The following is a 14,306-nucleotide window of genomic DNA, read 5'->3' on the forward strand; positions in this document are numbered from 1 at the left end:
GCAGGCACGTGTCCGTTCGGGAGAGGAAACGCGGTATGGCCGTCGAGGTCGGCTCTGAGGCCCCTGACTTCACGCTCAACGACTACAACAAGCAGCCGGTGCAGCTGTCCTCCTTCCGGGGTGACAAGCCGGTCCTGCTGGTCTTCTACCCGTTCGCGTTCAGCGGCATCTGCACGGGCGAGCTGTGCCAGCTCCGCGACGAGTTCGCCGACTACGACAACAAGGGCGTCCAGGTCCTGGGCGTCTCGGTCGACACACCGTTCTCGCTGAAGGCATGGGCCGACAAGGAGGGCTACCAGTTCCCGCTGCTGTCCGACTTCTGGCCGCACGGCGAGGTGGCCCAGGCGTACGGCGTCTTCAACGCCGACGCGGGCTTGGCGGTGCGCGGCACGTTCCTGATCGACACGTCCGGCGTGGTCCGCTTCGCCGAGGTCAACGCGCCGGGCGAGGCCCGCGACCAGCAGGCGTGGAAGAAGGCCGTGGCCGAACTGGCTTGATCCCCCTCGGACGGCGGTCCCGCTCGGGGCCGCCGTCCGCGGGCGCATAGCTCAGCGGAAGAGCACTCGGCTTACACCCGAGCGGTCGCAGGTTCGAACCCTGCTGCGCCCACCAGCGAATACGGGGCCCGAAGATCGTTCGGGCCCGGTGACACCAGTCGACGACGTGGCCCGTGGATGCTCGTCACGCGATCGAGTCGTGCTCCGCCACCTCTCGGATGGTGGCCGGAGCTTGCCGTTGCTCCGATCGGGTGGGCTCCGGCCGGAATGTCAACCCCTCTCCGGTTCAGGCGTGAACCATCCGCCGGATCCGACAGCACGGTGAGAGCTGTCCTCGCGCGGGGAACGAGAGGGAGAATGCATGCGATCGACGAAGGCCACGAGGCGCCGCGGCGGGGTTGTCACCGCGGGCCTGATGGCACTGCTGGTGCTGACGGCGCCGTCGGCCTCCGCAGCGGTGCGAAGCTGGTCGCCGGATCCCTTTCCGATCCCCGGCAACTGGCACTGCGCGGACCAGTCGCGCAAGGTCTACTCGTGCCTGATCAACTCGAACGACGGCACCCAGCAGGTCTACAAAGCGGTGATGGTCGTCACCAACGACACCGCTGTCGGCTACCAGATGAGCGCGCCGGTGGTGAACATCTGGAGCACGCCCAGCCCGGCGCAGCAGATCCAGGGTGACTCCTGCTACGCCAGCGCGCTCTCCGCCGGCTATACGGCGGCCTGTTACGGCACCGCGGTGAAGCGTTCGACCGTCTGCGCGACGCGACCGAATGCGGCCACCATCACCGCCAACGTCGCCGTTTCCTACGGCGGGACCCGGACTACGGTCGTGAGTCCGGCGTTGGCGGTGAACTGCTGATCCCCTGCACCCACCGGACAGCGGCGCCCCGCACCGCCCGGGGCGCCGCTTTCGGCTCACTCCGCCATCGCCGGCACGGGCGCCGGGCGCATCGTGCGCACCAGCAGCGCCAGCCCCGCGAAGAGCACCGCCGCGATCACGCCCGTCACGTTCAACGCCGTCGTGAACGCTTCCCGGGCCTGAGCCGCCACCTCCGGCCGGGTCACGTCCGCCGCGAGTGTCGTGCCCGCCGGGAACGCCGCGTGGTAGACCGCGGTTGCCGTCAGGCCGATCAGGGCCATGCCCAGTGAGCCGCCCAGGTAGTTGCCCGTGTCGGCCATCGAAGCCGCCGAGCCCGCGCGCTCCGGCGGGACCGCGCCCACCACCAGGCCGATGCCGAGCGCGAACAGCGGGCCCGTGCCCAGCGTCAGGACCGTGATGCCCACCATCACCCAGGCCAGGCCGTCCGTGAGGGCCAGCAGGAGGCCGCCGGAGGCCGACACCGCCAGGCCGCCCGCGATCGCCGTCGACGGGGTCAGCCGGCGGGTCAGGGACGGGGCCGTCATCGTGCCCGCCGCGACGCCGAGGCCCATCGGCGCGAACAGCACCGCCGACGCGAGCGGCGAGTAGCCCAGGACGCTCTGCAGGTACTGCGTCACCAGCAGGCCGACCCCGGCCATCGCGACCCCGGCGAAGACCAGCGCCACCAGCACCGCCGTGAACGCCCGGTTCCGGAACAGCCGCAGGTCCAGCAGCGGCGGCGACGTCGTCAGCTGGCGGCGGGCGAACACCACCCCCAGCACGGCGCCCGCGGCGATCGCGCCGAGCGGCGTCAGCAGCTCGCCCGTCGTCAGCTGCTTGAGGCCGAACACGATCAGCAGCACCGCGGCCAGCGAAAGCCCGACGCCGGCGAAGTCGAGCCGGCCGGACGCGGGCGCGCGGAACTCCGGCAGCAGCACCGGGCCGGCGACCAGCAGCAGGCCCATGGCCGGGACCGCGACCAGGAAGACCGAGCCCCACGCGAAGTGCTGCAGCAGGAACCCGGCGAGGACCGGGCCGGCCGCGCCGCCCGCGAACTGGCACGTCGCCCAGATCGAGATGGCCTTCCCGCGCTCGCGGCCGTCGCGGAACATGTTCGTGATCAACGCGAGCGTCGACGGCATGAGCGTCGCCCCGGCGATGCCGAGCGCGCCGCGCGCGACGATGAGCATCGCCGGGCTGGTGGAGAACGCGGCGACGACCGAGACGGCCGCGAAGGCGCCGCCGCCGACGAGCAGCAGCCGGCGGCGGCCGATCCGGTCGCCGAGGGTGCCCATGGTGATGACGAACCCGGCGACGACGAAGCCGTAGCTGTCGGTGATCCACAGCTGCTCGGTGGCGCTCGCCCCGAGGTCGGCGCTGAGCTGGGGCAGCGCGAGGAACAGCGAGGTCATGTCCATGGCGACGAGCAGGGTGGGCAGCACGAGCACCGTCAGCCCCAGCCACTCCCGCCGTCCGGCCGGCTTGTCCATTTCGACTCCTTTTCGGTGGTGCGGTCACCGAGGGGTCGGAGCCGCCCGGCCCGGCCGGACACGGGCGCGGGAACTTTCTTGAGGCGATCTTGAGGAACGGCGGAGGGCGGCCGGAGGTCCGCGTCCGAACCTGGTTCCAGCGCACCACAGCAGGTGGTGCCCACCGGACAAGGAACCCCATGGCCAACCACGCGCTCCCCGCTCGCCGCCGCTCCGCCCGCCGGCCCGTCGCCCTCGCCGTCATCGGGGGCGCGGTGCTCGTCGCCATGGGCGCCGGTGTCTGGGCGACGCTCTCGGCGACCGCCTCCAACGCGACGCCCGAGACGATCAGCAGCGGCACCCTCAAGCTGACCCTCGCGGGCAACGGCGCCGGGTTCGACCAGGCGATCTCCAACCTCGCCCCGGGCGACGTCGTCAACCGCTACGTCGACCTGACCAGCGGCGGCAGCCTCGACGCGCAGGCGCTGACCATGCAGGTCGCCGCCACCGGCGCGGGCGCGCTCGTCACCGACGGCACCACGACGAAGGCCCTGCGGGTCACCGTCAAGCAGTGCCCGGGCACCTGGAACACCTCGACCGGCGCGTGCACCGGCACCGCGACGACGCTGCTCCCGGCGACCGCGCTGAGCGGCCTGAGCAGCGCCCAGTCACTGATCGCGGGCGCGGTCGCCGCGGGCGCCGTCTCGCACCTGCAGGTCTCCGTGCAGCTGCCGGACCAGACCGAGACCACGGTCAACGGCACCCTGCCCACGGCGACGATCCAGGGCCTGACCGCCAACCTGACCTACACCTTCGCCGAGACTCAGCGCTCGGCCGTCACCACCAACTCCTGAGGTGGGGCGCCGGCTCTGGGCCGCCGGGCTGACGGCGGCCGCCGCGCTGGCCGCCGTGCCCGCCACGGCGGACGCGGCCGGCCTGGCCACCGCTTCGGCGACGGCCCGAGCGAGCACCGTGACGTGGTCGGCCGTGCTGGCCGACAGCGCCGGCGCGGTCCAGACCGGCAAGCCGCTCACGGTCTCGTGGGGCCTGCTCGACACCTCGCCGCGCTACGCGTCGGTGCGCAACAACGGCAGCGTCGCGCTGACCGGCGAGACCTACCAGGTGAGCGCGAGCCTGGCGACGGTCCGCTTGGACGCCTGCGTCGGCGGCACCTGGTCCGGCGGCGCGTGTTCGGGCGCGATCGTCACGCTCACCGACTCGGCGTCCGGCGCGACCGCGGTCACCCGCGCGCTCGCCGCCGGTGAGCAGCTGGGCCTGCGGCTCACCCCGAACGGCCTGCTGGGGCTCGCCAGCGCCTCTCTCAGCGTCTCCGTCTCCCGCGCGCAGGTCCGCGCCGCCACCACCTCGAACTCGTAGGAGCCACCATGACCGCCACCGCGCCCGCCCGGCACCGCGCGACCCGCCCGCCGCGCCGGCTGCCCGGGGTGGTGCTCGCCCTGGTGGCGGTGCTCGCCGTCGCGGGCGCTGTCGCCGTCTTCGTGCTCCGGATCGGCTTCGCCCCCGTGCTCTCGCCGAGCATGGAGCCCGGCTTCGCGCCGGGAGACCTGCTCGTCACCCGTCAGGTGGACGCCCGATCGGTGGACGTCGGCGACGTCGTCGTCCTGCCCCGGCCGGACGCGCCGGGGGAGCGGTACGCCCACCGCGTCGTCGAGGTCGACCGCTCGGGGGCCGAGCCGCTGGTGCGGACGAAGGGTGACAACAACGCCGCCGCGGACCCGCAGCGCCTGCGCATCACGTCCGCGACGGTGCCGGTGGCCGTCGGGCACGTGCCGTGGATCGGGCGGGTGGCGCTGCTCGGCCAGTACGGCGTGGTGCGCGTCGCGGTGATCGTCTTCGTGGGGCTGTGCCTGCTCGTGGCCGCGAAGCGGGCGTTGTGGTGATGCTGCCGACCCGCGCCAGGCCGGTCACAATCGCGATCATGGCGAAGGTTCTGGTGGTGGAGGACACCGACAGCATCCGCGAGGTCGTCGAGCTCGCGCTCGACGACGCCTGCTTCGACGTGCGCACCGCCGCGGACGGCGACCGCGCGCTGGCCGAGCTGCGGGCGTGGGACCCGGACGTCGTCGTGCTCGACCTGAACATCCCCGGCCCGGACGGTCTCGAGGTGTGCCGCCGGCTGCGTGGCTTCTCGCAGGCCTACGTCGTGATGCTGACCGCGAAGTCCGACGAGGTCGACAAGCTGGTCGGCCTGGCCAGCGGCGCCGACGACTACCTGACCAAGCCGTTCTCGCCCCGCGAGCTGGTGGCGCGGATCCAGGCGATGCTGCGGCGGCCGCGGGCCCTCGGGGACCCCTCGCCCGCGCCGGGCCGCGTGGTCGGCCCGGTCCGCATCGACACCGAGGCCCGGGACGTGACGGTGGACGGTGCGCACGTCGAGCTGACGCGCATCGAGTTCGACCTGCTGGACGCGCTCACCGAGAACGTCCGCGCGGTCAGCAGCCGCGACGCCCTGCGCCGCCGCGCGTGGGGCGAGAGCTGGCTGGCCGACGACCACGCCGTCGACGTCCACCTGTCGAACCTGCGCCGCAAGCTGGCCGCGGCGGGCGCGCCGGGGTTCATCGCGACGGTCCGCGGCATCGGCTACCGCATCGACCGGGGTGCCCGGTGACGCGCACGGTCCTGGTCGTCGACGACGACCCGGACGTGCGGGAGGTCCTGAGCCTGGCGCTTTCGGCGTTTTCGACGTGGCGGATCGAGACGCTGGCGGGCGGCGCGGAAGCGGTCCGGCGCTGCGGGAACGGCGGGGTGGACGCGGTGGTGCTGGACGTGGAGATGCCGGGCTACGACGGCCGCCGCACCCTGCGCGAGCTGCGGGCGGCGAACGCGGCCCTGCCGGTGGTGTTCCTGACGGCGGCCCCGGACACGGCGGGCCTGCTGGAGCTGGGCGCGCTCGCGGTGCTGGGCAAGCCGTTCGACCCGCTGGGCATCGGGACCCGGCTGGCGGGCCTGCTGCACTGGGACTGACGACTCTCCGGTCGGGTGTCACCACCAGGCGCGTTCGACGTCCGGCCCGGCGACCGGGAGCCGGACGGTGAAGGTGCTGCCGCCGCCGTCCGCCGCGGCGGCGCGGACCGTGCCGCCGTGGGCGTGCACGATGCCGCGGGTGATCGCCAGGCCCAGGCCCGCGCCGCCGGTGGGCGCGCCCGCCTGGACGAACGGCTCGAAGATCCGGTCGAGGTCTTCCGGCGGCACGCCCGGGCCGTGGTCGCGGACCGACACCTCGGCCCACGCGTGGTCGTCGCGGGCGCCGACCGTGATCGCCGTGCCTTCCGGGGCGACCGCCGCCGCGTTGGCGAGCAGATTGGTGAACACCTGGACGAGCCGGTCGGCGTCGCCGCGGACCGGGCCGGCCGCGCCGGTGCGCTCGATCCGGACGCCCATCCGCTCGGCCGCGCCTTCGACGCTGTCCACAGCGCTCTCCAGCACGCCCGCGACGTCCACATCGGACAGTTTCAGCCGCAGCCTGCCGCCTTGGAGGCGGGTCAGGTCGAGCACGTCGTTGGACAGCCGGATGAGCCGGTCGGTGTTCTTGGCCGCGATCGCGACCAGCCGCGCCGCCCGCTCGTCCAGTTCCCCGAACCGCCCCGAGCCGACCAGCTCGAGGGAACCGTGGATCGACGTCAGCGGCGTCCGCAGCTCGTGGCTCACCAGCGAAACGAACTCCTCGCGCACCTCGCGGGCGCGGTGGGCGTCGCGCCGCGCCTGGACGACCGCGACCTCGAGTTCGACCCAGTGCGCCAGATCGCGCAGGCGGTCCCGCTGCTCCGCCGTCAGCCGGCGCGGCTCGCGGTCGATCACGCACAGCGTCCCGACCTTGTGCCCGGACGGCGTGCTCACCGGCTGCCCGGCGTAGAACCGGATGTACGGCGGCCCGGTGACCATCGGGTTGTCCGCGAAGCGCGGGTCGAGGCGCGCGTCGGGGATCTCCATCAGGTCGTCGCGTTCGATGGCCCGCGAGCAGAAGGACGCACTGCGCGGGCTTTCCCGCTCGTCGAGCCCGACGCAGGACTTGAACCACTGCCGGTCGAGTTCGACGAGCGAGACGAGCGCGATGGGCACCCCGAAGGAGTGCTGGGCGAGCCGGGTGATCCGGTCGAAGCGCTCTTCGCTGGGGGTGTCGAGCAGCTCGAGCGCACGCAGGGCGGCGACCCGCGCCAGCTCCGCATCCCTGTCCACGGCCCCAGTATCGAAGCGCGGCCGCCCGGCTGCGCGCCGCGTGACTCGATCAGGTGACGGAGCTCCCGCCGCGCAAACGGCGGGAGCTCCGCGGGTTCACCCGCAGTGCCAGCGCACGAGGTCCTGCCGGTACTCCGGCGACTGCGTCGTCAGCACGCCGAAGACGTCACCGTTCTCGGCGACCTCCTTGACCTGGGCGTCTTGCCCACTCGGCACGACGGTCTGCTCCGGGCCTCCACCGGCCGGGAGGAACAGCGTCGACCCGTCGTCCGCGCGACCGACGATCGCTCCCGCGGCGTTCATCGCCGACACGCTCCGCAAGCCCGGCAGCGCCCGGTCGATCGAGCCGTCGAGGCGCCAGAGGAACGCCCCTGCTTCCTCGACGTCCCCGGTGATCCGCTGTGCCGTGATCGCCGAGGGAGTCACCGAGCCGGAGGAGACCGGAGACGCCATGCGGATCGAGCCGCCGCCCGACGGCAGTACGTAGCCCGCTAGGTAGCCGCCGGTGGACTGGTCGAAGGCCGCCGCGGCGACTGTGCCGTCGTCGTCGATGCCGGCCGCGACCTGCCAGCCCGGCAACGGCATGGGCAGCACCCGCACCGTCCCCGGCGCGTCCGCCGGCCACACCACCGTGGTGCCGACGCCGGTTGCCGCTGTTTCGCCGACCTGGCCCATGATGTCGCCGCGTGCGTTGATCGCCAGGGCCTTCGTGTTCGGGTACCCCGGCGGGGCCGGCAGCCGCTCGAACCGGCCATCGGCGTACCGGATCGCGTGGTCCAGCGGGAACTCGCCGAACACCCGCGGATCGGTGTACGAGCCGACCGCCACGCCGGACGTGTTCACGTCGGCGAGTTCGGTGTCCAGCCCGAACGCGGCGCCGAGCACGTGCGGCTCGTCGGCGCGCCAGACGACTCCGAGGATCGGTCCGTCGAGCGAATTCGGCCGCAGAGTGCCGGTGATCGCGCCCGCCCCGTCGCCCTGACCGACGCTACCCAGCCGATAGCCGTCAGGCACCGGCAACGCCGACGAACTCCATCGACATCCCTCCGCTGCCGCGGCCTGCGGCCCGGTCATGACCACTGCCGTCACCATCGCCGCGACGGCGGCAGCGGCGTACTTCCCCCACTTGCGCAATCGTCCTCCCAGGACATCGGACCAACCTCCGACCGAACACTCGAGAGCTTATCGGCGGGCACCGACAAAATCGGGCTTCCTGTTGCCGCGCAAGGAAAACGAGTAGCGTCGACGGCGTGAAGATCATCGTGCTGGGTGCGACCGGGCTTGTCGGGCGGGCCGTTGCAGCCGCTCTCGAACCGCGTCACGACGTCGTCCGGGTCTCCCGGGCTTCCTCCGTGCGCGCCGACCTCCGGGACCCCGACTCGCTCGACGGGCTCTTCGAGGCCGAGCCGGACGCTGTCGTGTGCTGCGCGGCCAACGTCCCCTTGCGGCCCCTGGCCGAGCTGACCGACGAGCGGGTCCTGGACGACCTGTGCGGCAAGCTGCTCGGCCAGGTGGCCCTTGCCCGGCGCGCGGCGGCGCACCTGACCGGCGGCTCCATCACCCTCACCGGCGGGACGTTCGCCGAGCCGATCCCGGGCAGCGGGCTCGGCGCGCTCGTCAACGCCGGGCTCGAGGGCTTCGTCCGCTCGGCCGCCGCCGAACTGCCGGACGGCCTGCGCATCAACGTCGTCAGCCCGGGCTGGATCCGCGAGACCCTCGAAGCGATGGGGGAGACGGGCGGGACGCCGGTGGCCGTGGTCGCCGAGGCCTACCGCGCCCTCGTCGAAGGCGACGCGAACGGGACCACCGTCAGACCGCGGTAGCGTGCCAGGCGTGGTCGGCGAAGGCGTCGTCCAGCGGGGCGTCCGTCAGGCGGTTCGCGAACGTCGACAGCGTGTAAGTCCCGATACCCAGCACGACTTCCAGCGCGTTCCGGGCCGTGTACCCGGCGTCGGTGAACGCCGTCAGCTCCGCGGGCGGGACGTCGCCGGTCGTGTCGAGCACCACGAGCACGAAGCGGCGCAACGCTTCCAGTCGCGGCGAGGGCAAGTCCGACTGCGCCCGCAACGCCGTGATCAGCTCCGGTGACGCCGGCAGGCCGGACAGAGCAGCCGTGTGCATTGCCACGCACAGGTGACACCCGTTGCGGGCCGCCACCGTCATGACCAGGACTTCGCGGTCCAGGGCCGGCAGGGTCGTGGACTCGAAGATCGCGTTCAGCTTCAGGAAGCCGTTCAGCAGCTCCGGAGACGTCGCCAGGCGGGCGACGGCCGCCGGGACGCGGCCGAACTTCTTCGCGGTGGCCGCCATCGCGGGGCGGGCGGCCGGGGGTGCAGACTCCGGGGTGTGATCGGGGAACAAGACGTCTCCAGACGTACGATCGACAATGTGGTTGTCGAAACCGTAAACCTGGTTGTCGAATTTGGCAAGGACTCATGACCGACACGCCCGGGTACGAGCTGCCCTTCCTGCTCTTCGGCGGCTTCCGCACGCTCATCGACCGCCTCCACGCCGAGCTCGCGCGCCGCGGGCACCCGGACGTCCGCCCGTCCTACGGCTTCGCGATGCAGGCCATCGGCGTAAGGGGCGCGACGGCGTCGGAGATCGGCCGCCGGCTCGGCGTGTCCAAGCAGGCGGCGGGCAAGACGGTCGAACGGCTCGAGGCGCTCGGGTACGCCGAGCGCGCCGACGACCCGGACGACGCGCGCCGCAAGATCGTGCGGCTCACCGCGCACGGCGTCGACGCGCTCTCGAAGTCCGCGGAAATCTTCGACGACCTGCGGAAGGACTGGGCTCGCACGGTCGGTGCCGAGCGTGTCGCCGCCCTCGAGGCGGACTTGCGCGCGGTCGTCGGTCCCGCCGTGTACCGGCTCGACGCGGCGGGCTGGTTCTCGAGCTGAATCACCTTGTCGCTACGGGCTCGCTGGCTTCGGCCGTCGTGTCGAGGTCATCCTCGGGCCTCACTACCATCGCGCTGGTATGCGACCAGGCGATGCAGTCTCTGCAGTTCGTCCTCCAGGTTCGTGAATTTGAAGTGATACCCGAACTTTGTCAATCGCGCGGCGGCCTCGTGGATCGGCATCGCGGCGCGGATGGCACTTTCGAGCAACTTGGACATGGTGAGCGGAGTCCACACGTCGAGAGCCTCATCGAGAGAAGACTTGTCTTCACAGAGTAAAGCAAAATCTTGCTCGGTGAGTTCCGTGGGTTCCGGCGCCGAGCAGCCTAGTTCGCGAAGGCAGGAAATAATTGCCCGCGGCTCCATTTTGTAATCGTCGGCATGCTGGAAGATGGCGGACAGCGGCACTTCGCGCTGTCCTGATGCGACCATTGCGGGCAGATTCGGTGGAATCAGATGTGCATCGACATCGTCGAAATCCTTAGGGTATTCGACAGAGAATCCGAACTTCGCCAGGCGCTTGGCAACCTCTTCGGAGGGGTAATCGGTTCGCGTCACCATCATGGCGAAACTTCGCAGGTCCACCGTTCCGGAATGGTTGGCCAGATCGATTCCCTGGAGGATTTCCCGATCTATCGAGTCGGGGTCCGGCAGGAGATACACGGTCTCGCAAATGTTGAACCCCATGGCTTCGAGTCGGTTGGCCGTCTCCTGGGCCGTCAGACTCACTCTCAAAAGAGTCCCCAGTAATGCTCGCGGCTCTATGCGGTCAGGCAAGTCGCGTACGAACGGCATAAAGGCTTGGTCTGTCGCAGTCAGCTGCTCCGGCAACTGCTTGTCGGTGTGTATGCCGAAACGCGCCAACTCCCGGACGAGTTCTCCCGGCTGACACCCCGCCTTCATCGCTTCACGGCAGATTTCGCTGGCTCGCGGCTTCTGCCAGTATTCGTTCACTTCCTCCATCGCCTTGCGCAGAGCCGGAGCGAGGGCATCGAGGTCGGCCATGGTCACTTCGAAGTCCGGAACGTCCCACCCCAGTCGACGTAACCGATTCACGGCGTGCGCCGGTTCCAAACCGGTCGCCCGGGCGGCCAGCAGCAGATACAGGGCGGAGACGGGTTCTCCAGAAGCCAGGCAGGGACGATCGGTGTCGAACGGTAGGTCGCGATAATTGCTGATCAGCCTGACGTCGGTGCCGTCGGCACGGCCCGGCGGCACGACACGCGGTCTTTCGAGGCCGAGCTCGGAGAGTCGCTGGGCCACTTGGGCCATGGACAGGTCCAGCCGAGCGCTCGCAATGACCAGCTGAGCGTGTAGATCAGTCCGGGTGTGGTGTTCTGAGCTCTCCTTGAAATCGATGCTCGTCTCGATCAACACCACGTCGGTGGAGTCGATGTGAGCAGGCGGCGGCAGGGTTTCACACTCGGCCACCGAGTAGCCCAGGTGAGCCAGCCGCCGTATGGCCTTCGTCGGGCTGATACCGAGCCGGAAGGCCGCGCGCCACACGGAAGGGGGAAAGGCCTCCACACGGTGAGCGCTGTCCGGTTGGGTGAAGCGCACCAGATTGATCAGGGAGTTGTCCGAAGGCAGCGCCGGACGCAGCGGCCGGCCGGTATCGTCGGCACGTTCTGCGTTCAGTGCCAGCAACCGCCACAGCAGGACGTGTTGGGGCGCCGTTCCGGCGAACCCAAAGCTCCACGAGCCGTCGTCCACCATGTCATCATGGGCCAGTTCCGGGTCCAGCTCGATGACTCCGGCAACGTCCGCGGTGGTATCGTACGGGCCGACCCGCGTCGGCATGCCTTGGACGATCGCCGCGTCGGCGACGATATCGGCGATTCCCGGGTTGTTCTTCGCGATATCCAGCGTCCACTTGTATCCGAGAAGGGAATCAGGCCGCCGGAGCTCTGCGGTGGCCTCGTTCAGCAGCACCTCGGCTTGTTCGGATACGTCCTGGAGCACCGACATCCGGTCGACGCTGAGCCGGGGTGAGTAGCGTCCGGTCAGATTGATCACCGCGCCACGCGGATCACCGTGACTCCCCTGTGCGGTGAGCACTCCGCGCTGGTTCTCGCAGCGCACGTAAATGCCGTCGACGAGCAGGGCACCACCGCTCTCACACCAGACGACCTGACCGTTGTCGGATGCGACTCCGTGTTGCAGACGTCCGTACGCCTCGATGCTGTCGTCGCGCGCGGGGTGCCGGCGGCGGGGTATGAATTCGAACGGATGCCAGCGCTCGACCTCCTCGTCGCCATATTTCGCCATCGTTTCGAATTCGGCGATGCCCAGCAGCCGGCGCAAGGTCACGACGCAGGATGGGGCGTGCGCCCCGTCCCGCAGGTGCAATTTGACCTCCGTGCCCGCGTCGCGGCCGTCGTCGTCGGGACCGGTGAGCGTCTCGACTCGGAACAGATGGCCAGGTCCGGCGATGACCACCTTCACCAGCGGCAGACGTTCCCCGCCCGGGTTCATTCGGCGGGTCGTGACCTCGATCCGGTCGGCGAGCATGAAGTAGCTCATCACCCCGATGCCGAAGCGACTGTTGGGGTAGACGTGGATGTTCTCCTCTTCCCAGCGTGCGCGCTCCACCGCGAACTCACGCCGGTCTGCGAACCGGATCCCCGCCTGCGAGAACACCTCGCGCAGCTCGGCTTCGCCCATCCCGACGCCGTTGTCTCGACAGCTCAGGAAGTGCCGGCCGTCCTCTTCCCACTGCCTGAACTCGATCTTCCCCGGCCAGGACCAGTCCCGCGGCCCGCCGTTCTTCACGACGATGTAGCGGCGCCACGCTTGGCTGTACCGGCAGGCGTCGAGCGCGTTCTGGTACAGCTCGCGGATGGCCAGAGATCGGTCGCGATAGAGCTGCTCGCCCATCAGCAACTCACGCACGCGGGTCTCGTCGAGGCGGAACTTCGTCGTCGGGACCACGAACTCGGGCTGCCCTTCCCGCTCCGCCGGCCTGACGTCTTCGTCCGACGCCCGTTCCGGCAACGCGAGTAGTGGCGCCACCGCCGTTTCGCGCGCGGCGGCCTCACGGGCGGCCCGGAGAACTTCGGACATTCGCGTCACGTGCTCGGTAAGCACCTCGTACACCGCTTCGTGTCGGCACTCGGTGTTCAACCGCAGCGCCGTGGGGGTGCGTACCCACCTGCTTCCGCGCAGTGTCCGACGGACGTCCGCCAGATCCACCTGGTGGTCGATGCCCAGGTGCTCGACGAGTGTGCTCGACAGAGAGCCCGGTTCGATGGCCATGGTGTGGGCGAGGCCCAGCACGAATGCCACGAGCCGGATCCGCAGCTGATGACCGCCGAGCCACTCTTCCGAGTGGTCCGCGCTCAGACGCCAGTCCTTGAGCTTGCCGGGGGACAGCCGGAACACCTGCAGGAGCTCCGTCAGGTGGTGTTCGAGCGCGGCGGCTTGCGGCGATTCCAGTCCAGGCAACTGTTGCCCTCCTGCCGGGGCCTGTCCGGTTGCGCTCTGGTCGAGCCACCGGTGGAACAGCCACCAGCAGATCGCCCGGCGGTCCGGTTCGTGCTCGGCCGGAATGCGCCCGGCTCGCTCGACGAGGCGCTGCTGCTGGCCGCCGCTCAAGAAGAACTCGTACTCGGGCTCGGCTTCGCGGCCGGGGTGACGTTGGAGCCGGTTGGGGTCCACATGCGGGTGTGCTTTGGCGGCGTTCTGTGCCCATCGGGTGTGGTGGAGCAACGGCGCGACTGTGAGCAGGAACGCCTCCGCCGCCGAGAACAGAATCGGGTTTCCGGCACCGGAGAGGTATCCCATGAGCTCGCCGACACGCCGCACGGTTCGCTCTGGCAGCTCCTCGTCGAGCCACGGGTCATCGATCAGCGCCGTCTCCACCGCCCTACGACGCTCACCATCCAATTGCCGCAGGGCGGCCAGCGCCTGCCCTCGCAGCTCTGTTGCGTCGTCGGCATCCGGCCAGATCTTCGTCTCGCGAACGAGCTCCTCCCACGGCGAGCTGTCCCCGACCGGATGCCGCCCGTCGCGTTCTTGAACCTCCTCCCGCCATGCTAACCAACTGCCTTCGCCGACGCCCTTCATCAGCTCCGGATCCGACGGGGAGATCGGCGGCCGACGGTTGACCGCCGCAGCCAGCATGACACCAACCAGCACGTGCAGGCCGTCGTCGGGAGGTATGTGGTCGCCCCGCAGCCAGTCGCCGATGCTGCGGTCGTTCAGCGGGTGACGCCGCTGAGTGCCGGTGACGACGAAGTTCTTCGACCGCTTGGCGATCTCCACGTTGCTGAGACCGGAAAGGTCCTTGAGCGCGCGGAGCCGTTCCGCCAGCCTGCTTTGCTTCGCCATGCGTTGCCTCCGGTCGGGCCACACGTCGGTCGGTACCGGACCGGTACTTCGGT

At 70.4% G+C, this 14,306-nt stretch carries 14 protein-coding genes and 1 tRNA gene; 10 read left to right on the forward strand and 5 right to left on the reverse strand.

Features of this window, described 5'->3' with window-relative positions:
• Positions 1-35: 35 nt before the first annotated feature.
• The 3 genes from ACYVLJ_RS41390 to ACYVLJ_RS41400 all read left to right on the forward strand — a co-directional run bounded on the left by ACYVLJ_RS41390 (position 36) and on the right by ACYVLJ_RS41400 (position 1,359).
• The gene (locus ACYVLJ_RS41390; RefSeq protein WP_451974359.1) at positions 36-497 is read left to right on the forward strand and encodes a peroxiredoxin; all 462 of its coding nucleotides are present in this window, start codon (positions 36-38) and stop codon (positions 495-497) included.
• Positions 498-537: 40 nt separating this feature from the next.
• Positions 538-612 (forward strand) — tRNA-Val (locus ACYVLJ_RS41395).
• 300 nt (positions 613-912) lie between these two features.
• A complete protein-coding gene (locus tag ACYVLJ_RS41400; RefSeq protein ID WP_460442794.1) occupies positions 913-1,359 on the forward strand; it encodes a hypothetical protein in 447 nt (148 codons plus the stop codon).
• A 56-nt stretch (positions 1,360-1,415) separates the two neighbouring features.
• Here ACYVLJ_RS41400 and ACYVLJ_RS41405 read toward each other — a convergent pair whose 3' ends face one another.
• Entirely contained in the window at positions 1,416-2,849 is a 1,434-nt protein-coding gene (locus tag ACYVLJ_RS41405; RefSeq protein WP_460442795.1) for an MFS transporter, read from the reverse strand.
• A gap of 179 nt (positions 2,850-3,028) precedes the next feature.
• On the opposite strand from ACYVLJ_RS41405, the gene ACYVLJ_RS41410 reads away from it, so the two are divergent.
• From ACYVLJ_RS41410 to ACYVLJ_RS41430, 5 genes are read left to right on the forward strand one after another with little or no spacing between them, the layout of a single operon-like run.
• A complete protein-coding gene (locus ACYVLJ_RS41410; protein WP_451974355.1) occupies positions 3,029-3,682 on the forward strand; it encodes a TasA family protein in 654 nt (217 codons plus the stop codon).
• Position 3,683: 1 nt separating this feature from the next.
• Entirely contained in the window at positions 3,684-4,205 is a 522-nt protein-coding gene (locus ACYVLJ_RS41415) for a hypothetical protein (RefSeq protein ID WP_460442796.1), read from the forward strand.
• Between the two features lie 8 nt (positions 4,206-4,213).
• Positions 4,214-4,729, forward strand: coding sequence for a S24/S26 family peptidase (locus ACYVLJ_RS41420; protein ID WP_460442797.1), 516 nt, complete (start codon positions 4,214-4,216; stop codon positions 4,727-4,729).
• A 38-nt stretch (positions 4,730-4,767) separates the two neighbouring features.
• A complete protein-coding gene (locus tag ACYVLJ_RS41425; RefSeq protein WP_451974349.1) occupies positions 4,768-5,457 on the forward strand; it encodes a response regulator transcription factor in 690 nt (229 codons plus the stop codon).
• A complete protein-coding gene (locus tag ACYVLJ_RS41430) occupies positions 5,454-5,813 on the forward strand; it encodes a response regulator (protein WP_451974347.1) in 360 nt (119 codons plus the stop codon). The genes ACYVLJ_RS41425 and ACYVLJ_RS41430 overlap by 4 nt, the downstream gene beginning before the upstream one ends.
• 18 nt (positions 5,814-5,831) lie before the next feature.
• Here the strand turns inward: ACYVLJ_RS41430 and ACYVLJ_RS41435 are convergent, their stop codons facing one another.
• Both ACYVLJ_RS41435 and ACYVLJ_RS41440 read right to left on the reverse strand, forming a co-directional pair.
• The gene (locus ACYVLJ_RS41435; protein ID WP_460442798.1) at positions 5,832-7,025 is read right to left on the reverse strand and encodes a GAF domain-containing sensor histidine kinase; all 1,194 of its coding nucleotides are present in this window, start codon (positions 7,023-7,025) and stop codon (positions 5,832-5,834) included.
• A gap of 96 nt (positions 7,026-7,121) precedes the next feature.
• Positions 7,122-8,159, reverse strand: a complete 1,038-nt coding sequence (locus tag ACYVLJ_RS41440) for a hypothetical protein (RefSeq protein WP_460442799.1) — start codon at positions 8,157-8,159, stop codon at positions 7,122-7,124.
• 116 nt (positions 8,160-8,275) lie between these two features.
• On the opposite strand from ACYVLJ_RS41440, the gene ACYVLJ_RS41445 reads away from it, so the two are divergent.
• Positions 8,276-8,848 (forward strand): Rossmann-fold NAD(P)-binding domain-containing protein, encoded by a 573-nt coding sequence (locus ACYVLJ_RS41445; protein ID WP_460442800.1) that lies wholly within the window; start codon positions 8,276-8,278, stop codon positions 8,846-8,848.
• Here the strand turns inward: ACYVLJ_RS41445 and ACYVLJ_RS41450 are convergent.
• Entirely contained in the window at positions 8,835-9,335 is a 501-nt protein-coding gene (locus ACYVLJ_RS41450; protein ID WP_460442815.1) for a carboxymuconolactone decarboxylase family protein, read from the reverse strand. The two genes, ACYVLJ_RS41445 and ACYVLJ_RS41450, sit on opposite strands and share 14 nt — an antisense overlap.
• Before the next feature lie 125 nt (positions 9,336-9,460).
• Here ACYVLJ_RS41450 and ACYVLJ_RS41455 point away from each other — a divergent pair, with 125 nt between their 5' ends.
• Positions 9,461-9,925: a MarR family winged helix-turn-helix transcriptional regulator gene (locus ACYVLJ_RS41455; protein ID WP_460442801.1), complete on the forward strand. Its 465-nt coding sequence runs from the start codon at positions 9,461-9,463 to the stop codon at positions 9,923-9,925.
• Positions 9,926-9,972: 47 nt separating this feature from the next.
• Here the strand turns inward: ACYVLJ_RS41455 and ACYVLJ_RS41460 are convergent, their stop codons facing one another.
• Positions 9,973-14,253, reverse strand: coding sequence for an ATP-binding protein (locus ACYVLJ_RS41460; protein ID WP_460442802.1), 4,281 nt, complete (start codon positions 14,251-14,253; stop codon positions 9,973-9,975).
• Between the last annotated feature and the right edge of the window lie 53 nt (positions 14,254-14,306).

It is taken from the genome of Amycolatopsis stemonae (assembly GCF_054781455.1).

Excerpts from the sequence above, each read along its gene's own strand:
- ACYVLJ_RS41390 (WP_451974359.1), top strand. The coding sequence starts at position 36 with ATGGCCGTCGAGGTCGGCTCTGAGGCCCCTGACTTCACGCTCAACGAC.
- ACYVLJ_RS41400 (WP_460442794.1), top strand. The coding sequence starts at position 913 with ATGGCACTGCTGGTGCTGACGGCGCCGTCGGCCTCCGCAGCGGTGCGA.
- ACYVLJ_RS41405 (WP_460442795.1), bottom strand. The coding sequence starts at position 2,849 with ATGGACAAGCCGGCCGGACGGCGGGAGTGGCTGGGGCTGACGGTGCTC.
- ACYVLJ_RS41410 (WP_451974355.1), top strand. The coding sequence starts at position 3,029 with ATGGCCAACCACGCGCTCCCCGCTCGCCGCCGCTCCGCCCGCCGGCCC.
- ACYVLJ_RS41420 (WP_460442797.1), top strand. The coding sequence starts at position 4,214 with ATGACCGCCACCGCGCCCGCCCGGCACCGCGCGACCCGCCCGCCGCGC.
- ACYVLJ_RS41425 (WP_451974349.1), top strand. The coding sequence starts at position 4,768 with ATGGCGAAGGTTCTGGTGGTGGAGGACACCGACAGCATCCGCGAGGTC.
- ACYVLJ_RS41450 (WP_460442815.1), bottom strand. The coding sequence starts at position 9,335 with ATGGCGGCCACCGCGAAGAAGTTCGGCCGCGTCCCGGCGGCCGTCGCC.
- ACYVLJ_RS41455 (WP_460442801.1), top strand. The coding sequence starts at position 9,461 with ATGACCGACACGCCCGGGTACGAGCTGCCCTTCCTGCTCTTCGGCGGC.
- ACYVLJ_RS41460 (WP_460442802.1), bottom strand. The coding sequence starts at position 14,253 with ATGGCGAAGCAAAGCAGGCTGGCGGAACGGCTCCGCGCGCTCAAGGAC.